General features: G+C 74.4%; 11 protein-coding genes. 7 read left to right on the forward strand and 4 right to left on the reverse strand.

Annotation, left to right across the window (positions count from 1 at the left end; translation table 11 throughout):
• Positions 1 to 80: 80 nt before the first annotated feature.
• Positions 81 to 1,022 (forward strand): NAD(+) diphosphatase, encoded by a 942-nt coding sequence (gene nudC, locus RKE29_RS09980; protein WP_312004783.1) that lies wholly within the window; start codon positions 81 to 83, stop codon positions 1,020 to 1,022.
• A gap of 125 nt (positions 1,023 to 1,147) precedes the next feature.
• Here the strand turns inward: nudC and RKE29_RS09985 are convergent, their stop codons facing one another.
• Entirely contained in the window at positions 1,148 to 4,195 is a 3,048-nt protein-coding gene (locus tag RKE29_RS09985) for a SpoIIE family protein phosphatase (RefSeq protein ID WP_312004773.1), read from the reverse strand.
• Between the two features lie 180 nt (positions 4,196 to 4,375).
• A complete protein-coding gene (locus RKE29_RS09990) occupies positions 4,376 to 4,618 on the reverse strand; it encodes a mycoredoxin (RefSeq protein ID WP_312004774.1) in 243 nt (80 codons plus the stop codon).
• Positions 4,619 to 5,101: 483 nt separating this feature from the next.
• On the opposite strand from RKE29_RS09990, the gene RKE29_RS09995 reads away from it, so the two are divergent.
• The 6 genes from RKE29_RS09995 (at position 5,102) to RKE29_RS10020 (ending at position 9,731) form a co-directional block, all read left to right on the forward strand.
• The gene (locus RKE29_RS09995; RefSeq protein ID WP_312004784.1) at positions 5,102 to 7,327 is read left to right on the forward strand and encodes an ATP-dependent DNA helicase UvrD2; all 2,226 of its coding nucleotides are present in this window, start codon (positions 5,102 to 5,104) and stop codon (positions 7,325 to 7,327) included.
• Between the two features lie 172 nt (positions 7,328 to 7,499).
• Positions 7,500 to 7,772: a hypothetical protein gene (locus RKE29_RS10000; RefSeq protein ID WP_312004775.1), complete on the forward strand. Its 273-nt coding sequence runs from the start codon at positions 7,500 to 7,502 to the stop codon at positions 7,770 to 7,772.
• 115 nt (positions 7,773 to 7,887) lie between these two features.
• Positions 7,888 to 8,244, forward strand: a complete 357-nt coding sequence (locus RKE29_RS10005; protein WP_312004776.1) for a WhiB family transcriptional regulator — start codon at positions 7,888 to 7,890, stop codon at positions 8,242 to 8,244.
• Positions 8,241 to 8,552 (forward strand): hypothetical protein, encoded by a 312-nt coding sequence (locus RKE29_RS10010; protein ID WP_312004777.1) that lies wholly within the window; start codon positions 8,241 to 8,243, stop codon positions 8,550 to 8,552. Before RKE29_RS10005 ends, RKE29_RS10010 begins: the two co-directional genes overlap by 4 nt.
• A 154-nt stretch (positions 8,553 to 8,706) precedes the next feature.
• Entirely contained in the window at positions 8,707 to 9,450 is a 744-nt protein-coding gene (locus RKE29_RS10015; RefSeq protein ID WP_312004778.1) for a Clp protease N-terminal domain-containing protein, read from the forward strand.
• An 83-nt stretch (positions 9,451 to 9,533) separates the two neighbouring features.
• On the forward strand, positions 9,534 to 9,731 hold the full coding sequence (locus tag RKE29_RS10020) for a hypothetical protein (RefSeq protein ID WP_312004779.1): 198 nt from the start codon (positions 9,534 to 9,536) through the stop codon (positions 9,729 to 9,731).
• A gap of 55 nt (positions 9,732 to 9,786) precedes the next feature.
• Here RKE29_RS10020 and RKE29_RS10025 read toward each other — a convergent pair whose 3' ends face one another.
• Positions 9,787 to 11,292, reverse strand: a complete 1,506-nt coding sequence (locus tag RKE29_RS10025) for an AarF/ABC1/UbiB kinase family protein (protein WP_312004780.1) — start codon at positions 11,290 to 11,292, stop codon at positions 9,787 to 9,789.
• Between the two features lie 75 nt (positions 11,293 to 11,367).
• The coding region (locus RKE29_RS10030) for a TOMM precursor leader peptide-binding protein (RefSeq protein WP_312004781.1) at positions 11,368 to 12,075 on the reverse strand (708 nt) is incomplete at its 5' end.

The following is a 12,075-nucleotide window of genomic DNA, read 5'->3' on the forward strand; positions in this document are numbered from 1 at the left end:
ATAGGCTCACACCGATGGCCCCGGGAGCAGCCAGACGGGCCGCGGGGCAGCCAGGACGTGCAGGGGGAGTGGAAGAGGAAGTGACCGTCTTCGCCGATCGCACCGACGTCCGGTCGATCGCGCTCAGTGCCGACAGCGGTATCGACCGCTCGGCGAACCACCGGCTGGACGAGGCGTGGCTGGCCGCGGCCTGGAGTCACCCGTCGACGCGGGTCTTCGTGGTCTCCGGCGGCCAGGCGCTGGTGGACGACACTCCCGACGGCCGCACCGAGCTGGTCATGACCCCGTCCTTCGAGGCCCCGCCCACCGAGAACCACCGCTATTTCCTCGGCGTCGACCAGGACGGCGTGCGCTACTTCGCGCTCCAGAAGGACTCCCTGCCCGGCCCGGTCGGCCAGTCGGCCCGCCCGGCCGGCCTGCGCGAGGTGGGCGCGCTGCTGTCCGCGCGCGACGCGGGCCTGCTGGTGCACGCCGTCGCCCTGGAGAACTGGCAGCGGCTGCACCGCTTCTGCTCCCGCTGCGGCGCCCGCACGGTGATCGCCGCCGCCGGGCACGTCCGCCGCTGCCCGGCCTGCGGCGCCGAGCACTACCCGCGCACCGACCCGGCCGTGATCATGCTGGTCACGGACGAGCACGACCGGGCCCTGCTCGGCCGCCAGGTGCACTGGCCCGCGGGCCGCTACTCCACCCTGGCGGGCTTCGTGGAGCCGGGCGAGTCCGTCGAGCAGGCCGTGGTCCGCGAGGTGGCCGAGGAGGTGGGCGTGATCGTCGGCGAGGTGGACTACGTGGCCAGCCAGCCGTGGCCGTTCCCGTCCAGCCTGATGCTCGGCTTCATGGCGCGCGCGACCTCCTCGGCGATCCGGGTGGACGGCGACGAGATACACGAGGCCCGCTGGTTCTCCCGCGCGGACCTGCGGGCGGCGTTCGAGTCCGGTGAGGTGCTGCCCCCGTTCAGCATCTCCATCGCGTCCCGCCTGGTGGAGCTGTGGTACGGCGAGCCGCTGCCGGGGACGCCGTCCTGACGCCCTGACCGTACGGTGCCGTACGGGTCCGTACGTGATCGTGGGAGACCGTACGTGACCACGAGAGTCCGTATGCCGCCGTACGCGCCGCCGCGCGCGGGGCGCGCGGACCGCACCCGGCCCGGTCACCCGGCGATGGCCTGCTCGGCCCAGATGCTCTTGCCGGTGGGGGTGTAGCGGGTGCCCCAGCGCTGGGCCATGGCGGCGACGAGTCGCAGCCCGCGGCCGCCCTCGTCCAGCGCCGAGGCGTGGCGGATGTGCGGGGTGGTGAGGCTGCCGTCGGAGACCTCGCAGATGAGGGTGCGGCTGCGCAGCAGGCGCAGCCCGATCGGGCCGACGGCGTGCCGGACGACGTTGCTGACCAGCTCGCTGACCAGCAGCTCGGTGGTCATCTCCAGCTCCTCGTCCAGGTGCCAGGCCGCCAGCTGCTCGCGGATGTACGTGCGGGCCTGGCCGGCGGCGACCGGGTCCTCGGGCAGCGACCAGAAGGCGACGTTCTCCGGGGCGAGCCGGTGCGTGCGGACGACGAGCAGGGCGGCGTCGTCGGCGGCCGGGTGGTCGGCGGGCAGCAGCGCGGCGGTGACCGTGTCGCACAGCGGTTCGAGGTCTCCCGCCCGTCCCTCGGCGAGTTCGGCGGCCAGCACCGCCGCGAGCCGGTCCATGCCGTCCTCGATGTCCCGGCTGGGGGCCTCGACCAGGCCGTCGGTGTACAGGACCAGCAGCGCGCCGTCCGGCAGGTGCGCGGTGCGCGTCTCGAACGGCGGCGTCGCCACCCCCAGCGGCGGGTCCGGGACCAGCGCGGGGAAGCTCACGGTGGCGTCCGGGAGGACGACGGCGGGCGGCGGGTGCCCGGCGCTGCCGTAGCAGAACTCGCCGCCGATCGGGTCGTAGACCCCGTACAGGCAGGTGGTGAACGACTCCTCGCCCAGCTCGCCGACGATGTCGTTCAGGTGGCCGAGGATCTCCTCGGACGGCAGTTCGAGGTCGGACAGGGTGCGCACCGCCGTCCGCAGCCGGCCCATGGTGGCGGCCTCCGGCAGGCCGTGGCCCATCACGTCGCCGATGACCAGGGCCACCCGGTCGGCGGACAGCGGGATCAGGTCGTACCAGTCGCCGCCCACGTCGGCGCCGTGCGTGGTCGGCAGGTAGCGGCTGGCGGTGGAGACCGCGGGCAGGGACGGCAGCGCGCGGGGCAGCAGGGCGCGCTGGAGGGCGTGGGCGCGGGCGGCGGCGGCGTCGTACAGCCGGGCCCGCTCCAGGGCCTGCGCGATGANGTGGGCGCGGGCGGCGGCGGCGTCGTACAGCCGGGCCCGCTCCAGGGCCTGCGCGATGAGCCCGCTGAACGCGGTCAGCAGGGTCCGCTCCTCCTCGGGGAAGGGCCGCGGGTGGTCGAAGGAGATCGCCACGTCGCCGATCGCCCGGCCGGAGACCAGCAGCGGCAGGAACGCCCAGGCGTGCTTTCCGCTCCGGCGGGGGAAGTCGGCGATGGCGGGGTAGCGGGCGACGTATTCGGCCCGCGACTCGACGAACCGCGGCTCGCGGGCCGCCAGGACCTCCGTCGGCGGTCCCGCGGCGCTGAGCGGAATGGCCCGGATGTGGTCGAGGAAGGCCGCCGGGTAGCCGACGGAGCCGACCGTGGTCAGGCGGTCGCCGTGCAGGGACTGGACCACCAGCCCCACCGCTCCCAGCGCGGGCAGCACGGTGCGCGCGACGGCGTCGACCACGTGCTGGACGGTGCTCGCCTCCGCCAGGTGCCGGGTGACCCCGGCGACGAGGGCGGCCCGGGCGGCGGCGGCCTCGCGCTCGGCCCCGCGCTCGTGCCGTTCGGTGACGTCGGTGACGTACAGGGTGAGGCCGTCGGGCACGGGCACCAGGCGCAGGTGGTACCACCGGTCGGTGCCCGGCCACCGGACGTCGAAGCCGGTGGCGCCGTCGCCGTCCGCGGCCCGTCGGCACCGCTCCCGCAGGCCGGGCACGGCACGTATGCCGGGCACCTCCCACAGCGGCCGCCCGGTCAGCTCACCGGAGGAGCCGAGCAGCCGCTCGGCCGCCGCGTTGACGAACTCGATCCGCCACTCGCTGTCCACGGACAGGAAACCGTCGCTCATGTGCCGCAGCGCCCTGCTCACCGACTCCAGGGCGGGCCGGGTGTCGGTGACGTCCTCGGCGGTGCCCACGGCCCGTACCGGCTCACCCGACTCGTCGGTGATCACCTGGCCGCGCACCCGCACCCAGGCGTAGCCGCCGTCCGCCCGGCGCACCCGGTGCTCCACGTCGTACGAGCCCGGGCCGCGGATGCCCCGGTCCACCTCGGCCAGCACCCAGGGCATGTCGTCGGGGTGCATGGACTTCGCCCAGCTCTCGATGCGTCCGTCGAACGTGTCCGGGGCCATGTGGCCGAACGCCTCGCGCATCGCGTCGTTGGCGGTCAGCTCCCCGCTGGCCAGATCCCACTCGAACGCCCCGAACGGCACCGTCCGGATCGCCTCCCGCGTGTCCGGACTGGTCCGCAGCGCGCGCAGCAGGGCGGGCGGCAGGTGCTCCTGGGCGGGCGAGGCCAGGCTCATCCGCCCTGCGGCCGCCCGGGCGGCCTCGGCGAAGAACGCGCGGTCCGCGGGGGTGGGCTCGGCGTGCGGCCGGGTCAGCACGGCCAGGGCCCCGGGGGCGCGCGCGCCCTTCCCGTCCCGCGCGGTCCGGTCCTGCCCGGACAGCGGCGCTGCCAGGATGCCGGTGCCGGGGCGGAGGCCGAAGGGCTCCCGGGCGACCGGCGAGGTCCCGGGCGCCTGCTCCGGCTCGGTGACGGCGGGCAGCCATACGAGCCTGCCCTCGCGCATCGCCCGCGCGGGCGCGGACGAGCCGTTGACGTCGATGTTCTCCCAGGAGCGGGTGAACGCGCGGGGCAGCCCGGTGGCGGCGACGAGGTACATGACGCGCGCGGGACCGCCGCCGTGCACGTACGCCATGCCGCCGAGCCCGCCCAGTTCGGCGGTCGCGTGCTGGAGGGCGGACAGCAGGACGTCGGTGTCCCCCTGGCTGTCGTCCACCGCGGCGATCAGCCGCAGCCGCTCGGCGCGCGTCGGCTCCCGCGGCCCGTCCGGCCCGGCCCGCGCGGGTGAGGACCGTCCGCGGGGGCCGCGGTCGCGGGGAGTACCGCGGTCGTGCGTGGTGCCCATGGCCGTCCTCGCCCTCCGGAAAGTCGGGACGCCCCCATGGTCCCGCCAGGCCGCCCGGCCCGCCAAACAGGTACGGCGAGCTCACCGGCGGTGCGGTGCGGGGCAGGGCAGCCTGGGCGCGGACGAACGCGCCCCCTTCCGGCGCTCGGCCGGAAGAGGGCGCGCGGCGGGCCCGGCGGGTCAGGCCGCCAGGGCCTTCTTGACCTGGGCCAGGGAGGGGTTGGTCAGCGTGGAGCCGTCGGGGAAGAGGACGGTCGGCACGGTCTGGTTGCCACCGTTCGCCCGCTCGACGAAGGCCGCCGACTCCGGGTCCTCCTCGATGTTGATCTCGGTGTACGCGATGCCCTCGCGGTCCAGCTGGCTCTTCAGGCGGCGGCAGTAGCCGCACCAGGTGGTGCTGTACATCGTCAACGTGCCCGGCATCGGTCCTCGCGCTCCCTCAGGTTCGGCGTCCCGGCAGACGGCTCGGCGTCCTCGGCGGCGCCGCGCGTCGTGGCGGTGGTCATGGCAGAGGAAGAACGCCCGCCCGCGCGAGCGCATTCCCCGCGCGCCGGGCCCGAGCGCCCGCGCCGTACGCCCGGCTCCCGCCCCCCGGGGCCCCGGCCCCTCGCGGCGCGGGATCATTCCGCCAGGGATTTCCCGGGAGGCGGCGCGGGGGATGCGGCGGGGAGCCGAAGCGGGGAACCAACGCGGGAACCGAAGCGGGGAACCGAAGCGGGGAATTAATACGACTGGAAGGGGCTGCCTGTGGACAGCGGCCGAGGGCGCCGGGGGCGACCTGGCAGCATGGCGGACGTGGCAGCAGTGACCAGTCCCCTCGCCTCCGGCGCGGGCAACCCCAGTCTCCTCCCGCCGCGGGCCCCGGCCCCGGCCGGGCCCGCGGCGCCGCCCGCTGACGCCGACGCGGTGCTCGACGGGCTCGACCCCGAGCAGCGCGAGGTGGCCACGGCTCTGCACGGGCCGGTGTGCGTGCTGGCCGGGGCCGGCACGGGCAAGACACGGGCGATCACCCACCGGATCGCGTACGGGGTGCGGGCGGGCATCCTCCAGCCCGCCAGCGTGCTGGCGGTCACCTTCACCAACCGCGCCGCGGGGGAGATGCGCGGGCGGCTGCGGCAGCTGGGCGTGGGCGGGGTGCAGGCGCGCACCTTCCACTCGGCCGCGCTGCGCCAGTTGCAGTACTTCTGGCCCCGGGCCGTCGGCGGCGAGGTGCCCCGGCTGGTGGAGAGCAAGTACCCGGTGGTGTCGGAGGCCGCCTCCCGGTGCCGGCTCCGGCTGGACCGCACGGAGCTGCGGGAGGTGACCGGCGAGATCGAGTGGGCGAAGGTCACCCAGACGGTGCCGGAGGACTACCCGGCCGCCCTGGCCCGGGCCGGCCGGGAGGCCGCGCGCGACCCCGCCGAGGTCGGCCGGATCTACGCCGTGTACGAGCAGCTCAAGCGTGACCGGGGAGTGATCGACTTCGAGGACGTGCTGCTGCTGACGGTCGGCGTGCTGGAGGACCAGCCCGCCATCGCCGACCAGGTGCGCGGGCAGTACCAGCACTTCGTGGTGGACGAGTACCAGGACGTGAGCCCGCTTCAGCAGCGGCTGCTGGACCTGTGGCTGGGCGGCCGGGAGAGCCTGTGCGTGGTCGGCGACGCCAGCCAGACCATTTATTCGTTCACCGGCGCCACCCCCGAGCACCTGCTGACCTTCCGCGCCCGGTATCCGCACGCCACCGTGGTCCGGCTCGTCCGCGACTACCGCTCCACTCCCCAGGTGGTGCACCTGGCCAACGGGCTGCTGGCGCAGGCCCGTGGCCGGGCCGCCGAGCACCGGCTGGAGCTGGTCTCCCAGCTCGACAAGGGCCCCGCCCCGGTCTACGCGGAGTACGGGGACGAGCCCGCCGAGGCCGAGGGCACCGCCCGCCGCATCCGCGCCCTGCTGGACGCCGGGGTCCCGGCGAGCGAGACCGCCGTACTGTTCCGGGTCAACGCCCAGTCGGAGGTGTACGAGCAGGCGCTCGCCGACGCCGGAGTGCCCTACCAGATGCGGGGCACCGAGCGGTTCTTCGAGCGGCCCGAGGTGCGCGAGGCGATTGTCGCGCTGCGCGGCGCGGCCCGCTTCGGCGGCAACGACGCCTTGCTGGACGAGGCCGTGGGGCTGGCCGCCCAGGTGCGCGCCGTGCTCAGCGCCAAGGGGTGGACGCCGGAGCCCCCGGCCGGGTCGGGCGCGGTGCGCGAGCGCTGGGACGCGCTGTCCGCCCTGGTGCGGCTGGCCGAGCTGTTCACCGAGAGCCGCGCGGCGGCGGGCGCGGAGGCCACCACGCTGGCCGACTTCCTGGCGGAGCTGGACGAGCGGGCGGGCGCCCAGCACCCGCCGACCGTGGACAGCGTGACCCTGGCCTCCCTGCACGCGGCCAAGGGCCTGGAGTGGGACGCGGTCTTCCTGGTCGGCCTCGCCGAGGGCACGATGCCCATCACCCACGCCAGGACCGAGCAGCAGATCGAGGAGGAGCGCCGTCTGCTCTACGTGGGGGTCACCCGGGCGCGCCGCCACCTGACCCTGTCGTGGTCTCTGGCGCGCGCGCCCGGCAGCCGTGCCACGCGCCGCCCCAGCCGGTTCCTGAACGGGCTGCGGCCCGGCTCGGCCGCGTCGCCGCGCGCCGCCGGGGCGGGCGGCCTGGTGGCCGGGATCGAGCGCGGCGCGCCCGGGGCGGGCCCGGGGAGCGGGTCGGGCGGGCCGGGCGGCGGGGAGGACAGGGCGCCGGTGCGGCGGCGCCGGGTCCCGGTGCGGTGCAGGGTGTGCGGCAGGACGCTCACCGACCCGGGGGAGATGAAGCTGAGCCGGTGTGAGGACTGCCCGTCGGATCTGGACGAGGCCCTGCACGAGCGGCTGCACGCGTGGCGGTCCCGGCAGGCGGAGCTGCTGCGCCAGCCCGCCTTCTGCGTCTTCACCGACAAGACCCTGCTGGCCATCGCCGAGGCCGTGCCGGGAACCGCTGCCGAGCTGGCCGTCGTCCCTGGTGTGGGAGGCCGGAAACTGGCCCGGTTCGGCGCCGATGTGCTGGCGCTGTGCGCGGGTGAGGAGCCGCCGTCGGCCGCCGCCGAGACGCCGGAGGAGGCCGCCGAAGACTCGCCGGAAAAATAGTTTGCGCGCGTCGAGCGCGTACACATAGCCTTCCGAAGCACGGTCGAAGACGGCTTCGTGGGCCACCCTTCCGGGACCCGGCGAATCCGTGTTCTACTGGGCAGACGTTCTACCGATCAGACGTGGACTGGCTTCGGCCAGTCCTCCGAGGCGCCGAAAGGAGGCGGGGACAGTGATCAGCATTCTCAACATCGGCAAAGTGACCGATCGCTCGGTCGCCGCCACCCGTCTGCCGCGCGTCGAGACGCCGGGCCTCGGCATGCCCGGTGCCGGTGTTCCCGGCGTGCGTGAAGAGCGCTTCGGGCGGCGACCGTTCCAGGCGCTTGCGGTAGCGGCGGCACAGGCACACGCCTATGCCTTCGCGGCCAACAGCGCCGGATCCCGGATGCAGCACCCTCGGACGTGGGCCCTCCGCGGGCTCGAACCCTGGAGTTATCCAGCCTGATCCCTGATCAGGTCGGCACCTTCCAGGGCCGCGGAACCCACACCGGGATCCGCGGCCCTTTGAATTTTTTCACCCCGGCCACCAGCCGGGCCGACGAGACGAGGAACTGAGAACCGTGCGATTCAAGGCACCCAGCCCGTCCGGAACCGACCTGATCCCGCCCGACCCCTCGGAGAACTCCTTGCCCGCGCACACCGCCCTGTCCGACCTCGACGAGGCCATCGAGACCCTGGGCACCGCCGTCCCCTGCCGCGCTTACGACCCGGAGGTCTTCTTCGCCGAGTCGCCGGAGGACGTCGAGTACGCCAAGTCGCTCTGCCAGACCTGCCCGCTGCGCGAGGCGTGCCTCGCCGGGGCCGTGGACCGCCGCGAGCCCTGGGGCGTCTGGGGCGGCGAACTGTTCGTCCAGGGTGTCGTGGTGGCCCGCAAGCGGCCGCGCGGCCGCCCTCGCAAGAACACGGTCGTGGCATGAACACCGTCGGCACGGTCGACCGTCCGCTGACGCGCGACCCCATGATGCAGATCCTGTCGGCGACCCCGCCGGCCTCCGATCTCCCCGCACGTGACACCTCCGGCGCCAGAGCGCCGCGTCAGAACAGGAACCGTCAGATGCAACTCATCCCAGAAGCCTTGGCTCGTGCCCATGTGCACGAGCGACTCCGAGAGGCGGAGGCCCACCGGCCGGCCGTCCGTCTCGCCGCCGCCCGCCGGTTGCAGCGCCGGGCCGAGCGTGCCACGCTCCGCGCCCGCCGCGCACTGGCCGTCGCGGTCATCCACTGACCACGGCAGCCGTCCGCACCTGTCATCACCGTCCGGGGCCGGTCCGCAAGGGCCGGCCCCTCGCCGTGCCGGAACCGGACGGCCCGGGCCCAGACCACCCACCCATCGTCAACCCGGGGTTGACGCCCGATGGGCGTCAACCTATGGTTGACGTATGGTTGATCCCACACGCATGACGTATCCGGTCCGGCTCGACGACCTCATCGACGCTATCAAGAAGGTCCACCCCGACGTCCTCGACCAGCTCGCCGACGCGGTGGTGGCCGCCGACCACCTCGGGGAGCTGGCCGACCACCTGATCGGCCATTTCGTGGACCAGGCCCGGCGCTCGGGCGCCTCCTGGACGGAGATCGGCAAGAGCATGGGCGTGACCCGGCAGGCGGCCCAGAAGCGGTTCGTCGCCAAGGAGTCGGGCACTCCCGCCGCCCTCGACCCGAGCCAGGGGTTCGGCCGGTTCACCGTGCGGGCGAAGAACGTCGCGATGGCCGCCCAGAACGAGGCCCACGCCGCGGGCAACGGCAAGATCCGTCCCGAACACCTGATCCTCGGACTGTTGACCGAGCCCGACGGACTCGCGGCGCAGGCCATCATCGCGCAGGACGTGTCGCTGGACGCCGTCCGGCAGGCCGCGACCGAGGCCCTGCCTCCCCGGTCCCAGCAGCTGCCCGACCTCATCCCCTACGACCCGAAGGCCCAGAAGGCCCTGGAACTCACCTTCCGCGAGGCCCTGAGGCTGGGTCACAACTACATCGGGACCGAGCACATCCTGCTCGCGCTGCTGGAGAGCGAGGACGGCACGGGTGTCCTGGCCGGCCTCGGCATCGACAAGACCGCCGTCGAGGACTACGTCAACGGCGTCCTGGCCGCCATCGTCACCACCCGGCAACCGGAGCAGTAAGCCGACCCGGCGGGTCTAGTCCTGAAGAGTGGGAGCAGCGCGTTTGGGCGGGTGGCGGGGACCGGCGGGGATATCGTCTGTGAATGGACCGAACGACGCCTGAACCAGGCCGGTTGGAGACCGAGCCCGTCGCCTGCGCCCGCTGCGGCGAGTCCGCCGCCGACACGCCGCCGACCTGGACCTGCTCCGTCGAGAACGGCGTCCGCCGCTACATCTGCGACACCTGTGCCCGCGCCAACATCCAGGCTATCGAAAGCCGTCTCGACTCGTCCTTGTGGTGACCCGGCGCGGCACCGCGCCTGCCGTCCCCGCGGCACGGGCCGGTGCTGAGAGGTGTCAGGAAGCGGTCTCCGCGTCCCGCGCGGCCCGCACCCGGGCCGCGCCCTTCGCCGCCCCCGGCTCGCCGGGCTCCTCGCCCTCCCCGTCCTCCTCGTAGTCCGCTTCGTCGTCGTATTCCTCGTATTCGCCTTCCTCCAGCTCCTCGTACTCCTCCAGCTCCTCGTACTCCGCCGCGAACCCCGGCAGCAGCTCCTCGAACTCGGCCCGCAGCGCGACCGTCGCGCCCAACTGGCACAGCACGCCGATCGTGCTCAGGGTCACCCGGTGGATGAGCAGGTAGGACGGCGGCAGATTGAGCTGGTTGCCCAGCTCGTAGACCGGAGAGCCGCGGTCGGCCAGCCGCGCCGCCTGGTTGCGGATCCACGCCCGGTCGAAGGAGAACTCCTCCGCCTCGGCGGGCTCCAGCATGGGCAGCAGGAAGTCCAGCAGCGCGTCCGGGTCCAGCTCGATCGTCGGCTTGACGAACCCCTCCTCGCGCATCAGCGTGTAGACGCCCTCGGCGTCGCCGTCCAGCGCCATCCGCAGCACGACGCCGATGGTGGGCGGCAGCCCGTCCGGCAGCCGGTCGACCGAACCGAAGTCCAGCACGCCCAGCTTCCACTCCTCCGGCGGACCGTCCGGCGCGTGGCCGGTCAGCAGCCGGAAGTTGCCCGGGTGCGGGTCCGCGTGCAGCAGGCCGGTGCGGGAGGGGCCCGAGAACAGGAACCGCGCCAGGAGCTGCCCGGCCCGGTCCCGCTCCTCCGGCGTGCCGCGGTCGATCACCTCCGACAGCGGCGTCCCCTCCATCCACTCGGTGATCAGCACCTGGTGGCCCTGGTGCACCACCTCCGGCACCACGATGTCGGGGTCGTCCGCGAACTCCGCCGCGTACGCCCGCTGGGACTCGGCCTCCAGGTTGTAGTCCAGCTCTTCCGCGACCCGTTTGCGCAGCTCGGCGATGAGCGGCTTCAGCTCCAGGCCGGGCACCAGCGGACCGAGCACCCGGGCGAACCGGCTCAGCTGGTTCAGGTCGGACAGCAGCGCCTGACCCGCGCCCGGATACTGCACCTTGACCGCCACCTGGCGGCCGTCGTGCCACACGGCCCGGTGCACCTGCCCTATCGAGGCGGCCGCGGCCGGCTTCTCCTCGAACTCCGTGAACAGCTCCCGCCAGTCCGGCCCGATCCGCTCCGCCAGCGCCGCGTGGATGGTGCGGACCGGCATGGGGGGCGCGGCCTCCTGGAGCTTGGTCAGGGCCGCCCGGTAGGGCTTGGCGATCTCCTCCGGCAGGGCCGCCTCGAAGACCGACAGCGCCTGCCCGAGCTTCATCGCTCCGCCCTTGAGCTCGCCGAGCACCTTGAACATCTGTTCGGCGGTGCGCTGCTGGAGCTCCTTGGCGATCATCTCCGCCGGCCGGCCCCCGATCCGCTTCCCCAGCCCCCACGTGGCACGCCCGGCGAACCCCAGCGGCAGGGCGGCCAGTTTGGCCGTGCGGGTGATCGCCTTGCGCGGAAGATCGGACATGCGCTCCTCCAACCACAGATGAGCATCCCGGGGGACGGCCCCCCGGACCTCCGTCGCCCATCCAGCGGACGCCGGTCACCCGGCCATTGTGTCGTGTGACGCCTCCTCCGCCGAGAGGTATATCCCCTTCGCCGCTCCGGCAGCGCCGCACGGGCACTCCGGATGGGGCTGGACGCGCTCTGCGTGCCAGGTCAGGGCGGGGAGGGCAAGCTCCAGCCGGGCTCCGGCGCTGGCAGGAAGCTGCCCGGCCAGGAAGCCGAGGACGTGCGCGGCGGCCAGCCCCGCCACCACCGCGGCCAGCGCCGTGTCGCAGGCCGGCGCCCAGCGGCGGCGGCCCGACCGCCACTGGGCCAGCATCCGCGGCCACGCCGGCTCCCGCTCCGCCCGACCCGCCGCGGCGCAGCCCGCACAGGGCGTGCCGCCCGGCAGCACCAGCGGGCCCACCACGCCGGTGCCCTCGACGACCCCCGCGTACAGATGCGGGATGCGGGCCGCGAGCAACTGCTCGCTGAGCAGGGGGTCCGGTGCGTACGCCCCGAGGCCGTCGCGCGGGGCGACCACCGCCAGCGCCAGCCCCTGCTCCTGACCGGGTTCCTGACCGGGCTCCTGGCCGGGCTCCTGGCCGGGCTCCCACTCCGGCCCGGCCACCGGCCCGTCGCCGACCGGCGCCGCGGCCGTCGCGCCGACCGGTGTCGCTCTGCCCGGCGGCGCACCGCACGGCGCGGCGTCCCGCTCTCGGCCCCGGTCCCGGGCACCGGGCCTGCCCGGCGCGGTGCCCGGCCG

This window comes from Streptomyces sp. B1866, assembly GCF_031932565.1.
In the GTDB taxonomy this organism is placed as follows: Bacteria; Actinomycetota; Actinomycetes; order Streptomycetales; family Streptomycetaceae; genus Streptomyces.

Bases quoted from the DNA above. Each gene is read 5' to 3' on its own strand.
- RKE29_RS10020 (WP_312004779.1), top strand. From the start codon at position 9,534: ATGGACCGAACGACGCCTGAACCAGGCCGGTTGGAGACCGAGCCCGTC.
- RKE29_RS10025 (WP_312004780.1), bottom strand. From the start codon at position 11,292: ATGTCCGATCTTCCGCGCAAGGCGATCACCCGCACGGCCAAACTGGCC.
- RKE29_RS09990 (WP_312004774.1), bottom strand. From the start codon at position 4,618: ATGCCGGGCACGTTGACGATGTACAGCACCACCTGGTGCGGCTACTGC.
- RKE29_RS10010 (WP_312004777.1), top strand. From the start codon at position 8,241: ATGAACACCGTCGGCACGGTCGACCGTCCGCTGACGCGCGACCCCATG.
- RKE29_RS10015 (WP_312004778.1), top strand. From the start codon at position 8,707: ATGGTTGATCCCACACGCATGACGTATCCGGTCCGGCTCGACGACCTC.